The organism is Paraburkholderia sp. GAS334 (assembly GCF_050436625.1).
GTDB lineage: Bacteria > Pseudomonadota > Gammaproteobacteria > Burkholderiales > Burkholderiaceae > Paraburkholderia.
Genome location: NZ_JBNDMO010000077.1, coordinates 1 through 4,851 on the forward strand (window position 1 = coordinate 1; position 4,851 = coordinate 4,851).

The 4,851-nt window shown below is 62.5% G+C and carries 6 protein-coding genes; 2 read left to right on the top strand and 4 right to left on the bottom strand.

Annotation, left to right across the window (positions count from 1 at the left end; translation table 11 throughout):
• The coding region (locus P3T21_RS38135) for a hypothetical protein (protein WP_429261011.1) at window positions 1-327 on the top strand (327 nt) is incomplete at its 5' end.
• A gap of 10 nt (window positions 328-337) precedes the next feature.
• Here P3T21_RS38135 and P3T21_RS38140 read toward each other — a convergent pair.
• Entirely contained in the window at window positions 338-955 is a 618-nt protein-coding gene (locus tag P3T21_RS38140; protein WP_429261012.1) for a BspC domain-containing protein, read from the bottom strand.
• Between the two features lie 12 nt (window positions 956-967).
• Between P3T21_RS38140 and P3T21_RS38145 the strand changes: the two genes are divergently transcribed.
• On the top strand, window positions 968-1,141 hold the full coding sequence (locus P3T21_RS38145) for a hypothetical protein (RefSeq protein WP_429261013.1): 174 nt from the start codon (window positions 968-970) through the stop codon (window positions 1,139-1,141).
• Between the two features lie 196 nt (window positions 1,142-1,337).
• Here P3T21_RS38145 and P3T21_RS38150 read toward each other — a convergent pair whose 3' ends face one another.
• From P3T21_RS38150 to P3T21_RS38160, 3 genes are all read right to left on the bottom strand, one after another.
• Window positions 1,338-2,012 (bottom strand): energy-coupling factor ABC transporter permease, encoded by a 675-nt coding sequence (locus P3T21_RS38150; protein WP_429261016.1) that lies wholly within the window; start codon window positions 2,010-2,012, stop codon window positions 1,338-1,340.
• Window positions 2,013-2,293: 281 nt separating this feature from the next.
• Window positions 2,294-3,148: a LuxR C-terminal-related transcriptional regulator gene (locus P3T21_RS38155; protein WP_429261014.1), complete on the bottom strand. Its 855-nt coding sequence runs from the start codon at window positions 3,146-3,148 to the stop codon at window positions 2,294-2,296.
• A gap of 197 nt (window positions 3,149-3,345) precedes the next feature.
• Window positions 3,346-4,560 (bottom strand): DUF2863 family protein, encoded by a 1,215-nt coding sequence (locus P3T21_RS38160; RefSeq protein WP_429261015.1) that lies wholly within the window; start codon window positions 4,558-4,560, stop codon window positions 3,346-3,348.
• Between the last annotated feature and the right edge of the window lie 291 nt (window positions 4,561-4,851).

Here is a 4,851-nt window from a genome sequence, read left to right on the forward strand (position 1 = left end):
GTGCAGGTCGTGCAGGTCGTGCAGGTCGTGCAGGTCGTGCAGGTCGTGCAGGTCGTGCAGGTCGTGCAGGTCGTGCAGGTCGTGCAGGTCGTGCAGGTCGTGCAGGTCGTGCAGGTCGTGCAGGTCGTGCAGGTCGTGCAGGTCGTGCAGGTCGTGCAGGTCGTGCAGGTCGTGCAGGTCGTGCAGGTCGTGCAGGTCGTGCAGGTCGTGCAAAAAAGCGGGGAACACGCTCATCGCGTGTTCCCCGCTTTTTTGTTTTGCGCCGCGCAGGACACGTGGGTCCGGAATTCCGTCCTGGGCGCCGCGGCGCTTGAAACGGCCGCCTGAGGATGCCTGGTCAGTGCGACTTTTTCTTCGCTGACGATTTCGACGTCGGCTTGCCAGCCGACTTCGTCGCCGCGGCCGACGACGATACCTTGCCAGTCGACTTCTTGCTGGGCGAATGTTTGCCCTTCGCGCCTTTCTTTTTCTGGCCGCCGGAAGGCGCGCTACGTGCCTTCGCCGGCGGCACAGGGTCGTTCCAGCTGAACGCGAGCATCTGAGTGCCTACGTAGCCGCAGCGGAACTTGAGATCCATCGGCGAGCCACCTCCACTTTGCGGCACGCCGAGACCTTCGACGGTCACGATGTTGTCGACCTTGACGCGCTGCTTGCCCTCGTCGAACGAATCGTTCCACGGCGTGACCGAAGAATGGGCGCTATCGAAGGAGCTGGGCGGGAATTCGACATGGTCGAAAGCCGTCGAAGTACTGGCCACGAAATTGGCGTGCGCGGCGCAGTCCGCAACGAGCGGATCGGCGTGCAGGTCATGGACGAATCTGTTGACGAGTTCGTTGTGCTGTTCGAGCTGATCGGCGAACGCGGGAGCAGTGCACACGAGCGAGGCGCCCGCTGCAATCGCCGCTAGCCGGCCGACCAACCGCAGCAATCGGCGCGGTGCGTTGGTGCTATCCATCTATCAGGGCTTATGAAACATCAGGCACGTAAGATGCCCGGCGGACGAGAGGAGTTCAATCCTGACACAAAATTTTTGGCGCACGCGGCCTGGTCGGCGCTGACTGAAGGGCTGCGTTCGCTGTTGTCGAAGGCGGTGGCGGTGGTTCGTCACGGGATTATCTTCGTTGCGCGGGGATGCGAGTAGTCGCCCTTTTCTGCAATTACGTCGACTCGAAACAGGTCCTTTCCAGAATCATCGATGCTGCGAACGGAGGTTCGCGATGAACCGTTTTTGCTTTCCCACCGGTTCTTCACGTGCGGGTCGTCAGTCCCGCAATCATGAGTCAACCCGCATTGACCCGGCATCGCCCCCTTACTCGCGATCCAGGCACCGCCCGATTTCAGATGCGCGGGCCGCCGAGCCGGTAGCGACGCACATCGTAAGTCGTGACCCAGGCCGGCCGGTAGACGGCAATCAACGCCGTGGACATCCCGGTGAACCACGCTTCGCCCGTTGCAAGCAGAAAGACGCTGAAAAGATAGCCAGCGGGCACAACCATCATCGACCCGTCTGCCAGCGCGACATGCGATGCCACCGCCGCTATCGCGGTGACCGTCACCGCGATAGCGGGTGAGATGAAACCCTGACCGAAGATGAAGACGAACAGGTTGCGCGGCAGCCACTTGACGATCGCCCGTTGCAGAAGCGCCGACACCGCGACTGGCAACGCGCCGAATATCAGGAAGGTGAGGGCGATGCCTTGCCAGGGCGCATCAAAGATCACAGCGGCGATGCCCGTGACCGCGGCCATTGCGACCAGTGCGAGCGCCCAGTCGAACAGCGTGACGACGAGTGTGGCGCCGAGCAGGTGCATGACTGTGCCGTCATCGAGCCATGCATTGCTTGCCCACAGTACCGACATCGCGACGATCAGTGCGAGCCACACGTGTTGCAAGGTGGCGTCCTGGAGACGCTTGAAAGGGTTTTTCCATAGCGCGAGCGCAAGCAGGCCGGCAGTGGCAATCCAGCCACCGACAGCGACCCAGAACGGCAGCGGTGTGTAGAGGAAACCCATAAATCTCATATTACTCCTGGAAGTTAAAACGGGTGAGCGGAATCCGTGCCAGCCATGCTGGTGGCGCCTGTGCGCCTCTGGTTCAGGCCTTTCTCGTTGTGGTTTTCCCTGTCCGCTTTACCGGCGCCCGGCACAGCTGGGCGTGCGGCGTTGACGGCGCCGAGGCGGCTCCGCGGGACTGGCTCGCGAGTTCCATGCGCCTGCCACGCTGCGCGATGTCGCAACCACGCCCGACAAAGCGTGCGCAGAACGTGGGCGTGTGGCCAGTCCGTCCGTGCCGGTCACCGGACGGGCTCCGTGGCTGGATCACCGAATGGCACGACAGGCTCAGCGGCGGTCGCGATGGCGCCGCCGGCGTCGTTTGCTGGCAACGGATACTTGAACTGGTGGTTCGGGCGGCGCCGCAACGGCACAACACCATGTTGTCCGGGGACCGCGTGAGGGGCACTTTCTTGATCCGGGCGCAGCACCTGGAGTTGAGCGGCGAGCCAACCGTTATAGATCGCGACGGCAGCGGCCCGATTGGGCGCACCGAGTTGCTGGAAAATACTGGCGAGATGAATCTTGACGGTACCCTCGCTGATTCCGAGCGTGCGCGCGATCATCTTGTTGGTACTGCCCATGTGCACGCATCGCATGATCTGCTCCTGACGCGGCGAAAGTCCATTCGAAAGACGTATCCGCCGCGGCTTGGCGGTGCGCGGTTCCTGACGGCGAACCGGAACCTCGGGCGCTACCGGTGGCGATTCGAGCGCGAGCGCGCCGGCTGGCACGTAGTGACCACCTAGCAGCACGATTTCAAATGCCCTGACGATCAGGCGCGGATCCATTCTGCGCGGGATCACGCCCAGCGCGCCTTCATCGATCAGGGCGCGCACGATGCCAGGCGAGGCGTCGTCGGTCAGTACCGCGACCGGTACGGCGCGATGAGCTGCAAACAGCGCCCGGGCGTCGGCAATGCGCATCCCGTTCTCCCAGTCGATGACCAGCAGATCGGGTTTCAGCCGACGCAATGCCCGGTCCGCATGGCGCCAGTCCTGCGCCTCGCTAAAACGCGCCTGACGGTCGATCTGCCTCAACAGGGCCTTGAGTCCCTCGCGCCGTTCGGCTTCCGGGTTGAATACGGTAAAACGCATGCGTTGCCTCCTCCAGATGAATCGGTCGAGGTGGCGCGATGCGCACGGGCCGGCAGGCGCCGGACGCGCTGTGATGCGCCACCGGTCCCATGATGACAAATTCCATCTTGCAGGACTGCCTGTCCGAAAGGCATAGGATGCGTGCTAAGAAAAAGCCCCGCGCGAGGCGGGGCTGTCAGAATCTGGCGGCGCGTGTGTCAGTGGAAGTGAGGTTGCGCCGGTTCGGCGTCCTCGGGCATCTCTGCATGCACGATCTCACCGAGTGGATCTGCATAAAGTGGCACGCCGCAATCGTCGCAGTATTCCGGTTCGAAACGTCCGGCATGACGTCGTACTTCCGTGATGCCGGTTTCCTTCAGCAGCGCGACGATTTCTTCAAGCGGACCGTCGCTGGGCGCGGCTTCCTGCGGCTCCTCGTCGATGCCCGGCTCACCATTCTCGCGACCGTAGAGTGGCCACACAACGCCGTAGATCACATCATTGCTGCCACGTCGGGTAAAGCCGACGCGATATTCGTCGATGTGTCGCTCGCCGAAACCCGCGACGACCGCACGCAACTCCTGCGGTGCGGCGCCGATCGTGTCGAAGAGATAGCGCACGGCAGTGCGGACCGTATGAGGACGCACGCGTTCATCGGCATCGCGACAGGCGGAGTAGTAGGCGTCTGGCAACAGGCACTCGAATTCGCAACCTGGCAGGATGATCGACAGATTGGCTCCGCCTTGTGTCGCCCATTGTTCGAGACACTGTCCGCGCTCGATGCGGCTTCCGTGCTCTTCTTCCTGCCAGCGGAACACCGGAGCGCCGACCGGCGCGATGACGACGGCGAGCAGGAATCGCGGATCGGCGAGGATCGGCGATGTTTCAGGCAGCTCGCCGAAATTGAATTTCGCGCCGTGACCGCCAGCCGCCGTCTGCGCAAGCTGTTGTGCCACGCGCCATGTTTCCACGTGATGACGCGGCAATTGATCGATGCTGTACAGGAATGGCGCCATCGCGACGCGCGTATCTGCCGCAAGCACATGGGCCTGCAGATGCGCGCGCAGGGCGTCGGCGGCTTCGCCCTTGAGCGGACCCGACGGAATCGCGTAACGGGTCCAGGCGAGGACCGGTGCGGCGATCAGCAAGGCTTCGTGCGGCGTGCCGTCGTAATCGACGAGGAACGATTCACTATGCGTTTCCGCCATATCGGCGAGCGCACCGTACGCATCCGGATGATTCTGTTGCAGATGATCGAGCGCAGCGTCCAGTGTCGTCTGATTGCCATTACGGACGATTTTTGCCAGCAGCACGTCGAGCTTCGCTTCCCAGAAGCGGTCTTCGGTTCGGCTGCCCGACGCGAAAAGCGCGAGCGAGAGGCCGACCAGCTTGTCGGCATCAGGAGGGAGACGTTTGGCGATTCGCGAGCGCATAAATCCGGAAAGTTTGAGGTGCACAGAGCCGTATATTCTAGTCTTTTCTGTGCACACCCATCATTTGTATGGGGGCAGCCGGATGGCATAGGCCACGCCGCGCTGCATGGAGCGAAAGGGGCCTGACTCACGCCGATGCAATATATGAGTGCTCAGTCGGTGGTAGACGCATCGAATCGCCTGGACCGGTCACGTTCGATCACCGGGGATCGCATCCCCGATCGCCGTTTTGACGGCGTCTGTCCGTTCTCAAAAATAGTGCTTGCAAGGCGTGGGGGAGGTGGCTAGAAT